This is a genomic window from Nonomuraea sp. NPDC003707 (assembly GCF_053587055.1).
Map to the genome: position 1 here is coordinate 89,472 of NZ_JBSFNK010000036.1, position 16,806 is coordinate 106,277.

A 16,806-nucleotide genomic window follows, 5' to 3' on the forward strand; every position below is an offset into this window, starting at 1 on the left:
CCTCTGGGATCGCAGTGCCCGCTATCGGCGCGATTCCCTTTTCCCGGGCGCGGATCCCGCTTCCGGGTGAATTTTGACTCAGCCTTTCCGGGGCAGGCGCGCCGCTTCGGGGTCTGACTGGGGCTCGGGTTGGTGGTTCGGCTGGGGGACCGCTTCGGGGTCTGGTTGGTGGTTCGGCTGGGGTGCCGCTTTGAGGTCCGGCTGGGGGGTCGGTTCGGGATCCGGCCGGGGTGGGGTTTCGGTGCGGAGCGGGATCTCGCGGATGAGCCAGGCGATCGCGAAGGAGATCGCCGCGAGGGCCGCGGCGCCGATGAGGAGGGCGTGCAGGCCGCTGGTGACGGCCTCGCGAACGGCGTCGGCCACGGGGGAGGGCAGGCGGGGCAGCGAGCCAGGTGTCAGCTCGCCGCTCCGCTCCAGTTGTCCGGCCTGGCCAGGGCCGAGGTGGGCGGTCAGGTGGGTGCGCATCCGGGCCGCGTACAGGGTGCCGAGCACGGCGATGCCCAGCGATCCGCCGACGGTGCGCAGCAGGGTGACGGTGCCGCTGGCGGCGCCCATGTCGCGCGGGTCGGCGCCGTTGATCGTGATGAGCGTGGTGCTCTGCATCACCAGGCCGATCCCCGTCCCGATGACGAGGGTGAGCGCCGAGGCGGCCGGTGCGGGGGTGGAGGCGTCGAGCAGGAGCAGGGCCAGGGACCCGGCGGTCATGAGCGCGCCGCCGAGGATCGGATAGCGGCGGTAGCGGCCGTCGCGGCTGATGAGCCGGCCGGTGACCAGTTGCGCGGCGAGCATGCCGAACATCAGCGGCAGCAGCAGCATGCCGGCCGCCGCGGGCGAGGCGCCCTGGACGAACTGCATGTACTGGGGCAGGTAGTTGGTCACGCTGACCATGGCGGCGCCGACGAGGAAGCTGAGGACCTGGGCCAGGGTGAAGCCGCGGTCGGCGAACAGCCGGGGCGGGATGACCGGTTCGGCGGCCCGGCGCTCGACGGCGACGAATCCGGCCAGGGCGAGCACGGAGAGCGTGCCCAGGGCGAGGACCTGGGGTGAGGTCCAGGCGTACGCGGTGCCCGCCCAGCCGGCCAGCAGGGTCAGGGCCACGATGGCGGTGGTGAGCAGGGCCGCGCCGCCGTAGTCGATGCGGGGCTTGACGCGTTCGGTGGGCGGGAGGTGGATCCGGGTGGAGATGATCAGCAGCGCCACGGCGCCGACGGGCAGGTTGACGTAGAAGGTCCAGCGCCAGCTCAGGTAGTCGGTGAGCAGGCCGCCGAGGAGCGGCCCGCCGACGTACGCGATCGGCATGATGACACCGATCATCGACTGCAGCCGGCCGCTCTCGCGGGGCGGTACGAGAACTCCGATGATGGCCAGCGCCCCGACCATGAGCCCGCCCGCGCCGAGCCCCTGCACGGCGCGGAAGGCGATGAGCTGGCCCATGTCCTGCGACAGTCCGGCCAGTCCCGACCCGGCCAGGAAGAGCGCGATCGCGCTGATGAAGGTCGCCTTGCGGCCGAACAGGTCGCCGACCTTGCCCCAGATCGGGGTGGTGGCCGCGGCGGCGAGCATGTAGGCGGTCACGACCCAGGGCAGGCGGTCCAGGCCGCCGAGGTCGCCCGCGATCGTGGGCAGCGCGGTGCCCACGATCAGGCCGTCCAGCATGGCCAGGAACATGCCGAGCAGCAGGCCGAACACGCCGACGTAAAGGGATCGGGTCATGGCGCGTCACGCCGCGTACGGCCGGACGGCCTTGGCCTCGCGCAGGGCCTGCGCCCACCAGGCGAGCCGGTCCAGCATCACCTTGGCGGCGGGCTCGACGGCCGGGTCGACCGTCCTGCCCTCGCCGTCGAACTGCTCCCAGACGCGCTGGAAGCCGACCCCGTCGCGGATGGTGACCGCGTGCAGCTCGGCCAGGACCAGGCGCAGCTGTTCGACCGCGCGCAAACCGGCGGAGAAGGCGCCGTAGGAGACGAAGGCGACCGGCTTGGCGTGCCACTCGGGGCCGTGCCAGTCGATGGCGTTCTTCAGCGCGGCCGGGAAGCTGTGGTTGTACTCCGGCGTGACGATCACGAAGGCGTCGGCCGCCGCCATCCGCGGTGAAACCGCGCCCAGCAGGTCTCTGGCCTCCTGGGAGGCCGGGGGCTCGCCGAGGACCGGGAAGACGGTCGGCAGCGGCGTCTCGACCAGGTCGATGAGGTCGGCTTCCATGTCGCCGCGCTGGTCGAGCAGGCCGACGATCCAGTTGCTCACGACCGTGCCGAGGCGGCCGTCGCGGGTGCTGCCGAGGATGACCGCGACCTTGAGCGGGCTGTCGTTCATGGGGGCTCCGTTTGTGTACGTCGTATCTAGCGAGATACAACGTACACACGAGAATGTACGTTGTCCACTTCGGATACGCTGTATCGGACACGGAAGGGGAGCCACATGGCTGTCGAGAAAGACAAACCGCGCGAACCGCTCTGGGCGCGCCTGGAACGTCCGGCCCCCGCCCCGCGGCAGACCCTCTCGCCGCAGCGCATCGCCACGGCCGCGGTGGGGATCGCCGACGCCGAGGGCCTGGACGCGGTCACCATGCGCCGCCTGGCCACCGAGCTGGGCGTCGCGCCCATGGCGCCCTACCGGTACGTGTCAGGCAAGGACGAGCTGCTGGAGCTGATGGTCGACCACGCCTACGAGGAGCTGCGGCTGCCCGAGGGACTCGGCTGGCGGGAGACGATGCGCGCCCTGGGGCACGGCACGCGCGAGATGACGCTGCGGCACCCGTGGCTGGCTCAGCTGTCCCCGCAGGCCATGCTCGCGCTCACCCCGCGCCGCATGGCCGTCACCGAGCGCTCCCTGTCGGCCCTGGCCGGATCGGGCCTCGACCCCGACACGACGATGAGCGTGTTCCGCGCCGTGGACGCCTACGCCAACGGCGCCATGGCGTACGAGATCGCCGTGCAGAGCTTCATGGACCAGCAGGGCTGGGCCGACGGGGGCGAGCTGCGAAGTGAGCTCGCCCCGCAGATGACCTGGCACATCCAGACCGGGCGTTACCCCACCTTCGAGGGCTATCTGATGACGGCCACCCGCAAGGACGACGTGCTCTGGCGGTTCGAGACCGGCCTCGAGTACGTCCTCGACGGCATCGCCGCCAAGCTGGGGATCTGAGGAACGGCTACCGGTAGCGGGCGCGGCCCTCGCCCGGCACCACTTCACCGAGCACCCAGGCGTCCAGCCCGCGTGCCCCCAGCACCCTGACGGCCTCGTCCGCTGAGTCGGCGGCTACGATGGCCGCCATCCCGACCCCGAGGTTGAACGTGCGGTCCATGTCCTTCTGGGCGATCTGCCCGTGCCCGGCGAGCACCCCGAAAACGGCGGGCGGCGTCCAGGAGGCCCGGTCCAGCACGGCGTCGAGATGGCCCGGCAGCGACCGCGACAGGTTGCCCTCGATGCCACCGCCGGTGATGTGCGCGTAGGCGTGCACGTCGACGGTCCGGGCCAGCTCCAGGCAGTCGAGGGAGTAGATCCGGGTCGGCTCCAGCAGCTCCTCGCCCAGCGGGCGCCCCAGCTCGGGCAGGACGGCGTCGAGCGACAGGGAGGCCTCGCGGAGCACGTGGCGTACCAGGGAGTAGCCGTTGGAGTGGATCCCGGAGGACGCCAGCCCCAGCACCACGTCACCCGCCACGACCCGGGAGGACCCCAGCATGGCGGAGGCCTCGACGACGCCCGTCCCGGCACCCGCCAGGTCGTACTCGTCCGGCCCCATGGCCCCGGGGTGCTCGGCCGTCTCGCCGCCCACCAGCGCGGCTCCGGCCAGGCGGCAGCCCTCGGCCACGCCGCCGACGATCTCGGCGACGCGCTCGGGCACCACCTTCCCGCAGGCGATGTAGTCGGTCATGAACAGCGGCTCGGCCCCGCACACCACCAGGTCGTCGAGGACCATGCCGACCAGGTCGATGCCGATGGTGTCGTGCTTGCCGTACCGCTGGGCGATCATGACCTTGGTGCCCACGCCGTCGGTGGAGGTGGCGAGCAGCGGCCGCTCGTAACGCAGAAGGGCCGAGGCGTCGAACAGCCCGGCGAACCCGCTGGCGTCGTCGACCACCTCGGGCCGCCGCGAGCGCGCCACCTTGCTCTTCATCAGGTCGACGGCACGCTCGCCCGCCGCGATGTCGACGCCCGCGGCCTCATAACTGCTCACGCTTTGCTCTCCAACACGAACTTGCCCACGTTGTCCTGGTCGATGGGGATCGGGTAGGAGCCGTCGAAGCAGGCCCTGCACAGGCGGTCGGCGGGGATGGTGGTGGCCTTGGTCAGGCCCTCCAGGGAGATGTAGCCGAGCGAGTCGGCCCCGAGCGAGGCGCGGATCTCCTCGACCGACAGCGATCCCGCGATCAGCTCGGCCCTGGTGGCGAAGTCGATGCCGTAGAAGCACGGCCAGGCCACGGGCGGCGAGGAGATGCGTACGTGCACCTCCTTGGCCCCGGCCTCGCGCAGCATCTTGACGATGGCCCGCTGGGTGTTGCCGCGCACGATCGAGTCGTCCACGACCACCAGTCGCTTGCCCGCGACCACCTCGCGCAGCGGGTTGAGCTTCAGTCGGATGCCGAGCTGGCGGATGGTCTGCGAGGGCTGGATGAACGTGCGGCCCACGTAGGAGTTCTTGACCAGGCCCTGCCCGTAGGGGATCCCGCTCTCCTCGGCGTAGCCGACGGCCGCCGGGGTGCCGGACTCGGGCGTGGGGATGACCAGGTCGGCCTCCACGGGGTGCTCGCGGGCCAGCACGCGGCCCACCTCGACCCTGGTGACCTGGACGCCGCGCCCGGCGATGGTGGTGTCGGGGCGGGCGAGATAGACGTACTCGAAGAGGCAGCCCTTGGGCTCGGCCAGCGCGAAGCGGCGTGACCTGACGCCGCGCTCGTCGATGGTCAGCAGCTCGCCCGGCTCGATCTCGCGGACGAACGTGGCGCCCACGATGTCGAGCGCGGCCGTCTCGGAGGCCACCACCCAGCCGCGCTCCAGCCGACCCAGGACCAGCGGGCGGATGCCCTGCGGGTCGCGGGCCGCGTAGAGCGTCTTCTCGTCCATGAACACCAGCGAGTAGGCGCCCTTGACCTGCGGGAGCAGCTCCGCCGCCGAGTCCTCGATGGAACGGGTGCGGTCCTGCGCGAGCAGCGTGGTCAGGACCTCGGTGTCGGTCGTCGCGCGGGTGGAGCCCGGAGCCAGGCGCTGGGCCAGCTCCGGGGTGTTGATCAGGTTGCCGTTGTGGGCGAGCGCGAGGCCGCCGACGTCGGTGGAGCTCAGCGTGGGCTGCGCGTTCTCCCACACGCTCGATCCGGTGGTGGAGTAGCGGCAGTGGCCGATGGCCAGGTGGCCGCGCAGGGTGCTGAGCACCGACTCGTCGAAGACCTGGGCGACCAGGCCCATGTCCTTGTAGACGAGAATGCGGCTGCCCTCGCTGACCGCGATGCCCGCGGACTCCTGCCCGCGGTGCTGCAACGCGTACAGCCCGTAGTAGGTGAGTTTGGAAACTTCCTCGCCTGGAGCCCAGACGCCGAAGACGCCACAGGCGTCTTTAGGCGCGCGGTCATCGAGGTCCAGGTCATGGCCGAGCCGGCCGTCGCCCTTCAGCACATGCCTCAGTTTAGGTCGGCCGCTTCGGTGCTCGCACACTCGGGGGCGATATCAGGCGACGTGGCTGGATCTGCCCGCATTTGAACCGTCCCGGATGATCTCTCCGGTGAGGTTCCGGTTCGCCGCGGATCCGAGGAAGAGGATCAGCGCGGCCAGGTCGTCCGCGGTGGACAGCCTGCGGGTGGGCGTGCGGGCCGCGATGGCGTCCAGCGCCTCCTGCGACACCGGGCGCTCCCGCTCGGTCAGCGTGAGCCCGGCGACGGCCACGTTCACCAGGATGCCGTCCTTGCCGGCGTCCCAGGCCAGCGCGCGGGCCATGCCGTGCAGGGCCATCTTGGCGGTGCCGTACGCGCCCGGCCCCGGCAGCCCCTCCTCGCCCGCGCCCGACGAGACGAACACGATCCGCCCGAACTCCCTGTGCCGCATCCCCGGCAGCACGGCCTGCACGAGCAGGGCGTTGGCCACCACGTTGGCGTGCATGACCGCCGACCACTCGGCCGCGGGCACGCCCTCGAAAGGCACGCTGTTGGGCATGATGGTGCCCCAGCGGACGGCGTTGGCCACCAGGGCGTCCACCTCGCCCGCCTGGGCGACCGCGGGCGCGATGGTCGCGTGGTCCTCAAGGTCCAGGTGTACGGCCGCGGCCTGGCCGCCCTCCTCCTCGATCCGCTTGACGACCCCGGCCGCCCGGTCCGCGCCCGTGTTGTAGGTGATCGTGACGCGCGCCCCGGCCTTGGCGTACGCGAGCGCGGTGGCGGCGCCGATGCCCGACGAGCCACCCGTGATCAGTACGTGCATGGAGACGATCCCTTCTATTTAGCCGACTAATTAGCCAGCTAACTGGAGAGGCCGCCCTGGTCGCAAGGGGATTTCGCTGGGAGCGAAACGACTAATGGGTGATGGCGCGTACGAGCCGGGCCAGCAGGGTGCGCTCCTCGGCGTCGAAGCCGCGCAGGAGCTCCTCGTCCAGCCGGTTCCAGATGTCCTCCACCGGCTGCTGCAGCGCCTTGCCCGCGTCCGTGAGGTAGACGCGGGTCACCCGCGCCCGGCCGGGGTCGGGCGCGCGGCGGACGAGCCCGGCGCGCTCCAGGCGCTGGAGGGTCTTCGTGACGGTGGGCGGCTCGACGCCGAGCCTGGTGATGAGCTCGCCCTGGCAGAGGCCGTCCTGCCGCCACAGTTGGTTGAGCAGCAACTCCTGCCCGGCGTGCAGCCCGAGCGGGCCCAGCTCGGCGGCCAACTGGTTGCGGTGCGCCTTCATGACCTTGATCAGCGCGTACGTCAGGGTCTCCTCCAGCATGCACCCATCTTGCCCGCCGCCTGCGATTTTGGCGCATGGTGACCCAAGCATCGGAAGCCTTTTACCGTGTCGCGTGGTTTAGCCGACCCTCTCCGCGAAAGGGTGAAGTGTCCGGCAAATGAGCCGTCGGGGAGACGCATGACCACACCTGAGGACCCGAACGAGCCCCGCCCGGGCCAGGGCCCGCGCGAAGGCCGTCCGGAAGAGGAAGAGCCCGGCCGGCACGCGCCTGAGTGGTGGCGCGACGGCGAGCCGGAGGAGGAGCGGCGGGAGCCCGCTCAGGAGGGCGAGGAGCCGATCGCTCCCGTGCCGCCTGTGGTGCCCCCGCCCGACGTGCCGCCCACGCACGAGCCCAGGCCGGGCGGTGAGCCGACCCATCCCGACCTGCCCACCTCACCCGAGACCCCGCCGCCCACGGGAGGCGACGCCGAGGCGACCCAGGTCCTGCCGCCGACCGAGGGCGACGCCGAGGCGACCCAGGCGTACCAGATCCCCGGGGCCACCCCGACCTACCCGGGCTGGGGGGCCGCCCAGGGGGAGCCGCCGGCCAGGCCGGCGCCGTCCCGCTACGAACAGGACGACCAGCGGCCCTACCCGCCCCCGCCGCCGGACCAGGGGCCGCCCGGCGGCGGCACCCCGGGCGGGTACGCCGCCCCGCCACCGGGACAGGAGCCGACCGTCCCCGGCACGACGCCGTCCAGCCCGTACGGCGGCCCGCCCGGCTACGGTCCGCCGCCCTACGGCGTCACCTACCAGCAGGCCCAGCCCGGCAGCGGCCTGGCCACAGCGTCGCTGGTGCTGGGCGTGGCCAGCCCCTTTCTGGTCTTCGTCTGCTTCACGGGCCTGATCACCGCCATCCTGTCGATCGTCTTCGGCTGCGTGGCGCTCGCCAAGCGCGCCGGCAAGGGCCGCGCGATCGCCGGCATCGTGATCAGCGGGCTCTCGCTGGTGCTCTTCGCGATCGTGGCGATCTGGTTCTGGCACGTGGTGCAGGAGTGCGCGCACCTGCCCAGCCCGCTCGTGGACAAGTGCGTCCAGGACAAGTTTCCCTGGATGAGCGGCACCCGCGGCTAGGAAGGCTGGAGCGGCAGGTGCTCTGACAGGTCCGCCCGCGACCCGCTGGCGGACACCAGGTTCTTCGCCATCGCCTCCGCCCAGGTGAGACGGCCCAGGGCCAGGTCCATCCAGGTGCGGCCGTCCATCTCGACCACGTTCGGCGGCGTGCCCCGGGTGTGGCGGGGGCCCTCGACGGCCTGGACGGCGGCGTACGGCGGCACGCGTACCTCCACGGTCCTGCCGGGCGCGGCGGTCGCCAGCCGGTCGAGCAGGTAGCGCACCGCCTGCCTGGCCGCGGCGCGCTCGGGCTCGAGCCCCCGGTCGTAGGCGGCCAGCACGGCGGCCACGAGCGCGTCGGGCAACGACGACGCGGGACCGTCGTAGGCGGGCTCGTCGAGGGCGACGAGCTGGGCGTCGAGCGCCGCTCTCAGCTTCTCTTGATCCAGTTTGCGTGGTGGCACCTCACCATTGTCTCCCTGGCAGCGTTCATCGAGACGGAGGTCATCGTTCACCTCCGGTTTTGACAGCGGCCGTAACCTCCCCGCCGTACAACCGCGCACAAATATGGAGGATCTGTGGCGAACCGGAACGCGGGTGGGCGGCTGCTGCCGCTGATTTCCACCCCGCACAAGGGCGGTCGCTCCGCGATGACGTGTCAGTTCCGCTGCGGGAACGCGTGCGCGCATGACGTGGCGAACACCAGTGGCAACGCTTATTTCGGCGATGTGGTCAAGGAGGCGCTGTCGCGCCGCGGCGTGCTGCGCGCCGGCGCGCTCGGCGCCCTCGTGGCGGGCGCGGGAATCACGGGGGCCGTGCCGGCCATGGCCGACGACCCCGAGGCGCAGGCCGCCGAGCTCGCCCGGGGCGGGAATTCCGGCGACCTCCGGTTCACCCCGGTCGCGCCGAACAAGGACGACAAACTGACCATCCCCGATGGCTACCGCTCGTCCGTGGTCGTGCGCTGGGGCGACCCCGTGCTGCCCGACGCCCCCGCTTTCGACTTCGACAACCAGAGCGCCGACGCGCAGGCCAAGCAGTTCGGCTACAACTGCGACTACGTCACGCTCCTGCCGATGGGCCGTGACCGCGCCCTGCTGTGGGTGAACCACGAGTACACCAACGAGGCCCTGATGTTCCGCGGTTACACCGGCGGCGCCGCCGCGACCGAGGAGCAGATCAAGATCGCGCTGGCCGCGCACGGCGGCTCGGTCGTGGAGATCGAGCGGGCCGGCGCGGGCGAGTGGAAGCTGGTCACCAAGGGCCGCCGCCGCTACAACCGCCGCATCACCGCTCAGACCAAGATGAAGTTCTCCGGCCCCGCGGCCGGCAGCGACCTGCTCAAGACGGCCGCCGACCCCGCGGGCCGCACCCCCGTCGGCATGCTGAACAACTGCTCGGGCGGCACCACCCCCTGGGGCACCGTGCTGACCGCCGAGGAGAACTTCGACCAGTACTTCGTCAACGGCGACAAGGTGCCCGAGGCGCAGAAGCCGTACATCACCCGCTACACCATCACCACCGGCACTCCGTCGGGCAACCGCCGGTTCGACCGGGTGGAGGAGCGCTTCGACCTGGCCAAGCACCCGCAGGAGGCCAACCGGTTCGGCTGGATCGTGGAGATCGACCCGTTCGACCCCGACTCCACGCCGATCAAGCGGACCGCGCTTGGGCGCTTCAAGCACGAGGCCGCCAACACCACGCTGGCCCGCGACGGCCGTCTGGTCGTGTACATGGGCGACGACTCGCGCTCCGAGTACATCTACAAGTTCGTCTCCAAGAACCGCTACATCCCCGGCTTCGACCGGCACAACCGGACGCTGCTGGACGAGGGCACCCTGTACGTGGCCAAGTTCACCGGCGACAGCCCCGCCTCCGAGATCGACGGGAGCGGCAAGCTGCCCTCCGACGGCGAGTTCGACGGCTCGGGCGAGTGGATCCCGCTGGTCTCGGGCGACAAGTCGTACGTGGACGGCATGACCGCCGTCGAGGTCCTGGTCTACACCCGCCTGGCCGCCGACAAGGTGGGCGCGACCAAGATGGACCGCCCGGAGGACATGGAGCGCAACCCGGTCACCGGCGCCGTGTACGTGGCGCTCACCAACAACACCAACCGCACCGCGGCCCAGGTGGACGAGGCCAACCCGCGCCCCTCGAACAAGCACGGCCACGTCCTGGAGATCGTGGAGCGGCGCGACGACGCGGGCGAGAAGACGTTCGCGTGGTTGCTCCCGCTGGTCTGCGGCGACCCGAACGACCCCAACACCTACTTCGCCGGCTACGACAAGACCAAGGTCTCGCCGATCTCGTGCCCGGACAACGTGGCGTTCGACCGTGACGGCAACCTGTGGATCTCCACGGACGGCAACCAGCTCGGCAGCAACGACGGCATGTTCGTGATGCCCGTGCGCGGCAAGGAGCGGGGCCACCTGCGCCAGTTCCTCACCGTCCCGTTCGGCGCGGAGACCTGCGGCCCGCTGGTGACCGCCGACCAGCGCAGCGTCTTCGTCGCGGTGCAGCACCCCGGCGAGACCGACGGCGCGAACCCCGACAACCCCAGCAGCCACTGGCCCGACGGCGACCAGCCGCGTCCGTCGGTCGCGGTGGTCTGGCACGGCCAGGGCAAGAAGATCGGCGCTTGACCTCAAGTTAACTTGAGGCAATACCGTTCCATGCCATGAGCATGGAGATGACCGCCTGGCACCAGCTGTATTCGATGAACAACCAGAAGGAGCGTCGCCCTGTCTCCAGGGCGACGCTCCGGCGTATCGGCGGGTTCGCGCGCCCGCACCGGCGGAAACTGACGCTGTTCCTGGTGCTCAGCGTGGTGATGGCGGGCTTGGCGGTGGGGTCCCCGCTGCTCGCGGGCCGGGTGGTGGACGCCATCTTCAACAGTGAGCCGCTCGACGTGGTCGTGGTGGTGGCGCTCGCGATCGCGGGCCTGGCCCTCGCGGAGGCGGGGCTCGGGCTGCTCAACCGGTGGTTGTCGGCGGGCCTGGGCGAGGACCTGATCCTCGACCTGCGTACGGCCGTCTTCGACCACGTGCAGAAGATGCCCGTCGCGTTCTTCATGAGGACGCGCACCGGCGCGCTGGTCAGCCGCCTGAACAACGACGTGATCGGGGCGCAGCGGGCGTTCACCGACACCCTGTCCGGCGTGGCGGGCAACGTCGTGACGCTCGTGCTGACGCTCATCGCCATGATCGGCATCTCCTGGCAGATCACGCTGCTCGCGCTCCTGCTGCTCCCGATCTTCGTGCTGCCCGCCCGCCGGATGGGCACCCGGATCGCCAGGCTGCGGCGCGAGGCGGCCGACCACAACGCGGCCATGGGCACGCAGATGACCGAGCGCTTCTCGGCGCCCGGCGCGACGCTGGTCAAGCTGTTCGGCCGGCCCGCGCACGAATCGGCCGAGTTCGCCCACCGGGCCAGGCGGGTGCGCGACATCGGCGTGCGCTCCGCCATGACCCAGTCGGCCTTCGTCACCGCGCTGACGCTGGTCTCGGCCCTGGCCCTGGCGCTCGTGTACGGCCTCGGCGGCTTCTACGCCCTGCGCGACCAGCTCGCGCCCGGCGCGCTCGTGTCGATGGCCATGCTGCTCACCCGCCTGTACGCGCCCCTGACCGCGCTCGCCAGCGCCCGCGTGGACGTCATGAGCGCGGTCGTCAGCTTCGAGCGCGTCTTCGAGGTGCTCGACCTCGAACCGCTCATCAAGGAGAAGCCCGACGCCCGCGAGGTCCCGGAGGGCCCGGTCTCCGTCGAGTTCGACGACGTCCGCTTCGCCTACCCCTCGGCCGACAAGGTCTCGCTCGCCTCGCTGGAGGAGGTCGCCACGCTCGACTCGCGCGGCGGCGTCGAGGTGCTGCACGGCGTCTCGTTCCGGGCCGAGCCCGGCCAGATGGTGGCGCTGGTCGGCTCGTCCGGCGCGGGCAAGTCCACGATCGCCCAGCTCCTGCCCAGGCTGTACGACGTCGACTCCGGCGCCGTACGGCTCGGCGGCGTGGACGTGCGCGACCTGACCGCCGACTCGCTGCGCGACACGCTCGGCATGGTCACCCAGGACGGCCACCTCTTCCACGAAACGATCAGGGCGAACCTGCTGCTGGCCAGGCCCGAGGCGAGCGAGGACGACATCTGGGACGCCCTCACCAGGGCCAGGCTGGCCACCCTGATCGAGTCGCTGCCCGACGGGCTCGACACGGTCGTGGGGGAGCGTGGCTACCGCCTGTCGGGCGGCGAGCGCCAGCGGCTGACGATCGCCCGGCTGCTGCTGGCCAGGCCCCGGGTGGTCATCCTGGACGAGGCCACGGCGGCGCTCGACTCCACCTCCGAGGCGGCCGTGCAGGCGGCGCTCGGGGAGGCGCTCGAAGGCAGGACCGCCGTGGTGATCGCCCACCGGCTCTCCACGATCCGCGCCGCCGACCTCATCCTCGTGATCGAGGACGGGCTCGTGGTCGAGCGGGGCACGCACGCCGACCTGCTCGCCGCCGAGGGCCGCTACGAGGAGCTCTACCGCACTCAGTTCGACGAGCCGACGGTCGCCATGGCCTGAGGCTCGTCGCGCCGGGTCTCGCGGCGGTCCCGCAGCGAATAGAGGGCGACCGGGATCGCTGCCAGCACCACGACGGCCGCGATGACCAGCGTGAACTGGTACGCGTCCAGGAAGGCGAGCAGCGGCGCCCGGTCGCTGCCGCTCTGCCTGGCGCTCAGGATCGCCCCCAGCACGGTGATGCCGAGCAGCCCGAACACCTCGCGTGACACGTTCAGGACGCCCGAGGCCACGCCCGACCTGCCCTGGGGCATGCCGCCGAGGATCGCGGCCGTCAGGGGCACGAGCATGCCGCCGCCCAGCCCGTACAGCAGGAACCAGGGGGCCACGTCGGCGTAGTCGGCGTCGGCGCCCACGCCGGAGAGCAGGTAGATCGCCGTGCCCATGAGCGCCATCCCCAGCGCCACCGTGCGGCCGATGCCGATGCGCGCGCTGATCCGCTGCGACAGGATCGCGATCACGGCCATGACCAGGGCCATCGGCACGAACGACGCGCCAGCCTGGGTGGGGGAGAAGCCGAGCACGTTCTGCAGCCACAGGGCGCTGAAGAAGTAGATCCCGAACACGCCGAACGACCAGATGCCGCTGGTGAGCAGCCCGCCGCTGAACACCCTGGACCTGAAGAGCGAGATCGCGATCATCGGCTCGGAGGCCCGCGCCTCGACCAGCACGAACGCCACGGCCGCCGCCGCGAACACTCCGAACGCGGCCAGGATCTCCGGCGAGGTCCACCCCACGCTCTCACCCTCGATGAGCGCATATGTCAGGGCGAACAGGGCGAGGGCGGAGGTGGCCAGCCCGGGCAGGTCGATCCGGTGCCGCACGCGGGTGAACGCGGGCCTGACCGCCCACATCCCCAGGCCGAACGTCACCACGCCGATCGGCACGTTGATCAGGTAGATCCAGCCCCAGTGCAGGTTCTGGCTGATGAAGCCGCCCGTGATCGGCCCGAGCGCCATGGAGAGCGCCCCCGCGGCGCTCCAGATGCCCACGGCCCTGCCGCGCTCGCCGGGGTCGGGGAAGATCTGGCTGATCAGCGTGAGCGCGGTGGGCGTGAGCAGCGCCGCCCCCACCCCCTGCACGGCCCGTGCGGCGATCAGCGCCGCGCCGGACGTGGCCAGCCCGGCCGCCAGCGAGGCCAGCGTGAAGACGGCCAGCCCGCCGAGGAACACCCTGCGGGCCCCGAACACGTCCGCCAGCCGGCCGCCGACCAGCATCAGCCCGGCGAAGACCAGGATGTACGAGCTCACGATCCATTCGAGACCCGAGATCGTCAGCCCGAGCTCCCGCTGGATCGTCGGCAACGCGACATTGCCGACGTTGTTGTCCAAGTAAGTCATGAATGTGCCCAAGGTCACCGCGACCAACGCCCACCACCGCACGGACATCTCCTCCTATACGCCGTACTTGTACGTCGTATAGTTGAACTTGTACGGCGTATAGTTGTCAACCGTGATGGGAAAACTGACCGCCCAGGCGATCGCGGAGCGGGCGCTGGAGATCGGTGACGCCGAAGGGCTCGACACCGTGACGATCCGGCGCCTGGCCACGGACCTGGGCGTGACCCCGATGGCCCTCTACTGGCACTACAAGAACAAGGACCAGCTGCTCGTCGGCATGGCCGACCACCTGATCGGCGGCTTCGCGCCGAAGCAGGCCGACGAACGCCCGTGGCAGGAGCAGTTCCGCGACCTGATCGAGGGGCTGATCAGGACGCTGCGCGCGCACCCCTGCGCCAAGAGCGTGATCGAGCAGATCGACCCTGTCGAGGTGCCGAACTTCCTGGCCGTCTGGGACCAGGCGCTCGGCCTGGCCCGCAATGCCGGGTTCGGCGTCGACGAGAGCTGCCTGATCAGCAAATATCTGCTGCAGAGCGCCATCGCCATCGCCGACGCCCCCGTGCACGTCAAGACCGTCAGCCCGGACGCGGTCAGGACCAAGCTGGCCGGCCTGCGGTCGCTGCCCGAGGAGACGTACCCGCACCTGGTCGAGATGGCCTCACCGCTGGTCAAGGGGACGGAGAAGGGGCTGTACGACACGTTCGGCGTCGATCTCGTGCTCAGCGGCATAGAGGCGCTCGCGCCCAAAGGTTAGAGTCTCGATCATGCCTTTTGAGCTGATCTGCGAGATCGAACCTCCCACCAAGCCCGATCTGAAGCACGTCAGGCACCAGATCGGCACCATGAGCAAGATCGCCCACTCGTTCCTCATCCCCGACAACCACATCGGGCGCGCGACGGTGTCGAGCGTGGCGGTGGCGCACGAGGTCCAGGCCATGGGCGGGCGCGGGATCGCCTGCCTCAACTCGCGCGACCGCAACCTGCTGGGCTTCCGCCGCGACCTGCTCACGGCGGCGGCCTACGGGGTGGACCAGTTCCTGTTCGTCTACGGCGACAAGCCCACGAGCGGCAACCGGACCAGCGACCTCACCGTGCGCTCGATGATCGAGGAGGCCCGGGAGTTCTCGCCCGGCATGCGGCTGGGCGCGGCGGCCTCGATGCGCTCGCTGCCCGCGTGGAAGCGCGCGGCCGACTTCCTGTTCCTGCAGGTCGGCTTCTCGCTGGAGGCGCAGCTGCGCTGGCGCGAGACCCACCCGGTGGACGTGCCGGTCTACGCGGGCGTCATGGTCCTGGCCAGCGAGCGCCACGCCAGGATGCTGGCCGCCGCCATCCCCGACATCGACCTGCCGGAGGACCTGATCGCGAAGGTGGCCGCGGACCGCATGGCCGGCGTGGAGGCGGCCTGCGAGCAGGTGCTCGCCCTGCGCGACTCGGGCGCCTTCGACGGCGTCCACCTCATCCCGGTCTCCCGCTACCGCGACGTGGAGTCCAGGCTCGCCACCGCCCTCTGAGGACGCGCCAGGGCCGCGAGCAGCGCACCCGTGAGGGCCACGGCGAACAGCGCGGCGTACGCGCGCTGGAAGCCGTCCATGAGCTGTCCCACCGCCACCGGCGACAGCCTGGACAGCGTGCCCGCGTACACCTGGGCCCGCAGCCCGGGCCCCACGGAGGCGGTCAGGACGCTGAGCGACAGGCCGACGCTGATCACGATGCCGACGTTCATGATCATGACGCGGAACCCGTTGACCACGCCCAGGCTGCCGGTCGGCAGCGCCCGCATGACCTGGGTGGTGTTGCCGGTCAGGAACGTTCCGCTGCCGCAGCCGGCCACGAACAGGCCGATCCCGATCACCCAGTACGGCGTGGCGGGATCGGCGGTCAGCATCAGCGTCCCGAGCCCGAGAGCGCTGAGCACCGCCCCGCCGATGGACAGCGCGTACGGCGACACCCGCCGCCCCAGCAGGCCCACGATCGGCGAGGCCAGCCCGATCCCGACGGGCACCGGCAGCACGCTCAGCCCCGCCGTGAACGCGTCCACCCCCCTGGCCGCCTGGAAGTACAGCGCCACCACCAGGATCAGCGCCGAGCGGGCCAGGGCGTTGCAGAACGAGGCCAGATTCGCGTAGGCCAGCAGCCGCCCGCCGAAGAGCCGCAGGTCCAGCACCGGGTTCGAGGAGCGCCGCTCGGCCAGCGCGATCAGCGGCAGCAGCACCAGGAAGACCGCCGCGCCCGTCAGCACCACGGGGCTGGTCAGCCCGGCCGAGCCGGTCTCCGACAGCGCCAGCAGCACCGCCGTCAGCGCCGCGAACACCAGCACGTTGCCCAGCGCGTCCACGGGCTCCTTCGGCCGCCTGGGCATCCTGCGCAGGATCACCGCCCCCACGGTCAGCGCGGCCAGCCCGGCGGGCACGTTCACCCAGAAGATCCACTGCCAGCCCGCGGTCTCCGCGATCAGCCCGCCCAGCGTGGGCCCGGCCAGCTGCGCCACCGACAGCGTGCCGATGTAGACGCCCATGCCCTGGCTCAGCCGGTCCGGCGGGAACGCGTCCGTGATGATCACCGTGCCGTTCGCCAGGATCATCGCTGCCCCGATCGCCTGCAGCACGCGCATCGCGATCAGGAACCACACGCTCGGCGACAGCCCGGCCAGCAGCGAGGCCACCGTGAAGATCGCGAACCCCGTCAGGTAGACCTCCCGCCTGCCCAGCAGGTCCGCCACCCGGCCGAAGAAGACCAGGCTCGCGGTGTTCACCAGCAGGAACGCCAGGAGGATCCACCCCGACTCCAGGGCGTTGGCGTGGAAGTGCCGCACGACCGTCGGGAGCGCGACGTTGAGCGTGCTGCCGGCGATGCCGATGAGGACCAGCCCCAGGCTGGTGACCGCACAGACCTGCCAGGCGTAGCGTAAGCGGCTGGCGTCGTGAGGAATGACCGCGACCATGCCCTCCACTATGACG

15 protein-coding genes are annotated in these 16,806 nt (G+C 71.1%); 6 read left to right on the forward strand and 9 right to left on the reverse strand.

The genetic code is table 11. The features are described from left to right. Positions 1-78: 78 nt before the first annotated feature. Together ACWDRB_RS53750 and ACWDRB_RS53755 are read right to left on the reverse strand one after the other, a co-directional pair. The gene (locus tag ACWDRB_RS53750) at positions 79-1,713 is read right to left on the reverse strand and encodes a DHA2 family efflux MFS transporter permease subunit (RefSeq protein WP_449908260.1); all 1,635 of its coding nucleotides are present in this window, start codon (positions 1,711-1,713) and stop codon (positions 79-81) included. A 6-nt stretch (positions 1,714-1,719) separates the two neighbouring features. Then, positions 1,720-2,313, reverse strand: coding sequence for an NADPH-dependent FMN reductase (locus tag ACWDRB_RS53755; RefSeq protein ID WP_449908262.1), 594 nt, complete (start codon positions 2,311-2,313; stop codon positions 1,720-1,722). 105 nt (positions 2,314-2,418) lie between these two features. Here ACWDRB_RS53755 and ACWDRB_RS53760 point away from each other — a divergent pair, with 105 nt between their 5' ends. Beyond that, a complete protein-coding gene (locus ACWDRB_RS53760) occupies positions 2,419-3,144 on the forward strand; it encodes a TetR/AcrR family transcriptional regulator C-terminal domain-containing protein (RefSeq protein WP_449908264.1) in 726 nt (241 codons plus the stop codon). 7 nt (positions 3,145-3,151) lie between these two features. Here the strand turns inward: ACWDRB_RS53760 and purM are convergent, their stop codons facing one another. From purM to ACWDRB_RS53780, 4 genes are all read right to left on the reverse strand, one after another. Beyond that, entirely contained in the window at positions 3,152-4,177 is a 1,026-nt protein-coding gene (purM, locus tag ACWDRB_RS53765) for a phosphoribosylformylglycinamidine cyclo-ligase (RefSeq protein ID WP_449908266.1), read from the reverse strand. Then, the gene (purF, locus tag ACWDRB_RS53770; protein ID WP_355207726.1) at positions 4,174-5,610 is read right to left on the reverse strand and encodes an amidophosphoribosyltransferase; all 1,437 of its coding nucleotides are present in this window, start codon (positions 5,608-5,610) and stop codon (positions 4,174-4,176) included. The genes purM and purF overlap by 4 nt, the downstream gene beginning before the upstream one ends. Positions 5,611-5,661: 51 nt before the next feature. Further along, complete coding sequence (locus tag ACWDRB_RS53775) at positions 5,662-6,408, reverse strand: SDR family NAD(P)-dependent oxidoreductase (RefSeq protein ID WP_449908268.1); 747 nt, start codon at positions 6,406-6,408, stop codon at positions 5,662-5,664. A 91-nt stretch (positions 6,409-6,499) separates the two neighbouring features. Then, a complete protein-coding gene (locus ACWDRB_RS53780; RefSeq protein ID WP_397372522.1) occupies positions 6,500-6,907 on the reverse strand; it encodes a MarR family winged helix-turn-helix transcriptional regulator in 408 nt (135 codons plus the stop codon). A 138-nt stretch (positions 6,908-7,045) separates the two neighbouring features. On the opposite strand from ACWDRB_RS53780, the gene ACWDRB_RS53785 reads away from it, so the two are divergent. Next, positions 7,046-7,981, forward strand: coding sequence for a DUF4190 domain-containing protein (locus tag ACWDRB_RS53785; RefSeq protein ID WP_449908270.1), 936 nt, complete (start codon positions 7,046-7,048; stop codon positions 7,979-7,981). On the opposite strand, the gene ACWDRB_RS53790 is transcribed toward ACWDRB_RS53785, so the two are convergent. Beyond that, a complete protein-coding gene (locus tag ACWDRB_RS53790; protein ID WP_449908272.1) occupies positions 7,978-8,424 on the reverse strand; it encodes a sterol carrier family protein in 447 nt (148 codons plus the stop codon). The genes ACWDRB_RS53785 and ACWDRB_RS53790 overlap by 4 nt on opposite strands. Positions 8,425-8,538: 114 nt before the next feature. Here ACWDRB_RS53790 and ACWDRB_RS53795 point away from each other — a divergent pair, with 114 nt between their 5' ends. After that, entirely contained in the window at positions 8,539-10,602 is a 2,064-nt protein-coding gene (locus ACWDRB_RS53795) for a PhoX family protein (RefSeq protein WP_449908274.1), read from the forward strand. Positions 10,603-10,637: 35 nt separating this feature from the next. Beyond that, the gene (locus ACWDRB_RS53800) at positions 10,638-12,512 is read left to right on the forward strand and encodes an ABC transporter ATP-binding protein (protein ID WP_449908276.1); all 1,875 of its coding nucleotides are present in this window, start codon (positions 10,638-10,640) and stop codon (positions 12,510-12,512) included. On the opposite strand, the gene ACWDRB_RS53805 is transcribed toward ACWDRB_RS53800, so the two are convergent. Beyond that, entirely contained in the window at positions 12,479-13,897 is a 1,419-nt protein-coding gene (locus ACWDRB_RS53805; protein WP_449908278.1) for a DHA2 family efflux MFS transporter permease subunit, read from the reverse strand. The two genes, ACWDRB_RS53800 and ACWDRB_RS53805, sit on opposite strands and share 34 nt — an antisense overlap. Positions 13,898-13,964: 67 nt before the next feature. Here ACWDRB_RS53805 and ACWDRB_RS53810 point away from each other — a divergent pair, with 67 nt between their 5' ends. After that, complete coding sequence (locus ACWDRB_RS53810) at positions 13,965-14,603, forward strand: TetR/AcrR family transcriptional regulator (protein WP_449908319.1); 639 nt, start codon at positions 13,965-13,967, stop codon at positions 14,601-14,603. Positions 14,604-14,613: 10 nt separating this feature from the next. After that, on the forward strand, positions 14,614-15,360 hold the full coding sequence (locus tag ACWDRB_RS53815; protein WP_449908280.1) for a methylenetetrahydrofolate reductase: 747 nt from the start codon (positions 14,614-14,616) through the stop codon (positions 15,358-15,360). On the opposite strand, the gene ACWDRB_RS53820 is transcribed toward ACWDRB_RS53815, so the two are convergent. Further along, entirely contained in the window at positions 15,321-16,790 is a 1,470-nt protein-coding gene (locus ACWDRB_RS53820) for an MFS transporter (RefSeq protein WP_355207748.1), read from the reverse strand. The genes ACWDRB_RS53815 and ACWDRB_RS53820 overlap by 40 nt on opposite strands. Positions 16,791-16,806: the final 16 nt, after the last annotated feature.

Bases quoted from the DNA above. Each gene is read 5' to 3' on its own strand.
- ACWDRB_RS53820 (WP_355207748.1), bottom strand. From the start codon at position 16,790: ATGGTCGCGGTCATTCCTCACGACGCCAGCCGCTTACGCTACGCCTGG.
- ACWDRB_RS53805 (WP_449908278.1), bottom strand. From the start codon at position 13,897: ATGTCCGTGCGGTGGTGGGCGTTGGTCGCGGTGACCTTGGGCACATTC.
- ACWDRB_RS53810 (WP_449908319.1), top strand. From the start codon at position 13,965: ATGGGAAAACTGACCGCCCAGGCGATCGCGGAGCGGGCGCTGGAGATC.
- ACWDRB_RS53775 (WP_449908268.1), bottom strand. From the start codon at position 6,408: ATGCACGTACTGATCACGGGTGGCTCGTCGGGCATCGGCGCCGCCACC.
- ACWDRB_RS53760 (WP_449908264.1), top strand. From the start codon at position 2,419: ATGGCTGTCGAGAAAGACAAACCGCGCGAACCGCTCTGGGCGCGCCTG.
- ACWDRB_RS53750 (WP_449908260.1), bottom strand. From the start codon at position 1,713: ATGACCCGATCCCTTTACGTCGGCGTGTTCGGCCTGCTGCTCGGCATG.
- ACWDRB_RS53780 (WP_397372522.1), bottom strand. From the start codon at position 6,907: ATGCTGGAGGAGACCCTGACGTACGCGCTGATCAAGGTCATGAAGGCG.
- ACWDRB_RS53800 (WP_449908276.1), top strand. From the start codon at position 10,638: ATGAGCATGGAGATGACCGCCTGGCACCAGCTGTATTCGATGAACAAC.
- ACWDRB_RS53755 (WP_449908262.1), bottom strand. From the start codon at position 2,313: ATGAACGACAGCCCGCTCAAGGTCGCGGTCATCCTCGGCAGCACCCGC.
- ACWDRB_RS53785 (WP_449908270.1), top strand. From the start codon at position 7,046: ATGACCACACCTGAGGACCCGAACGAGCCCCGCCCGGGCCAGGGCCCG.
- ACWDRB_RS53815 (WP_449908280.1), top strand. From the start codon at position 14,614: ATGCCTTTTGAGCTGATCTGCGAGATCGAACCTCCCACCAAGCCCGAT.